Below are 724 nucleotides of genomic sequence, written 5' to 3' on the forward strand. Positions count from 1 at the left end.
GGAACACGAACTTCATATAAGGCTAGGTATCATTGGATGAGTTTGCGAAACAAAACAAAGTCCTTACTGCCGAAGGTGGTACAGAGTAAATGAAGCAGATAGATGGAGGGAAAGATTGCACTCTTACCCGGGGAGGTCTGATGACAGCCAAGTACACTTGGYAACCTTTCCAGTGATGGACAGCTGAATCAYCAGAAGTCAGCAGAGGTCATAGTACTTGTCTACTCGAGAAGAYAAGGAAGGACCGAACAGATTAAGGAGGATGAATACTAGGCGTTCGTTATCTGTGAAGAARCAAACAATTCCTAACGGAACTTATTTGAAGGAAGAAGTGGTGAATACACGGGGAACTTCAAAAGGGTGGAGCAGATAAAGGCACAAATAGACCATTTATCCACGTAGAAAGGATATCAACGATGTTAATGGAACAGATACTAGAGAGGGAAAACTTAATACAGGCATTGAAGCGTGTAGAAAGAAATAAGGGAAGCCATGGTGTAGACGGAATGCGGGTCCAAAACCTGAGACCGCACCTCGTAACCGAATGGTACAACATGAAAACTGCCCTTTTACAGGGTACCTATCAACCGAAGCCCGTCCGTCGTATCGAAATCCCGAAACCAAACGGCGGAGTTCGGCTTTTGGGTATTCCAACCGTTCTAGACCGTTTCATTCAACAAGCCATTGCCCAAATATTGACCAAGATATATGACTCAACCTTTTC

1 pseudogene is annotated in these 724 nt (G+C 44.3%); it reads left to right on the forward strand.

The window, feature by feature from the left end:
- Nucleotides 1-416: 416 nt before the first annotated feature.
- Nucleotides 417-724: pseudogene (locus AC1DVK_RS27070) on the forward strand (group II intron reverse transcriptase/maturase); the annotation flags it as partial.

It is taken from the genome of Peribacillus sp. P4_B1, assembly GCF_056402395.1.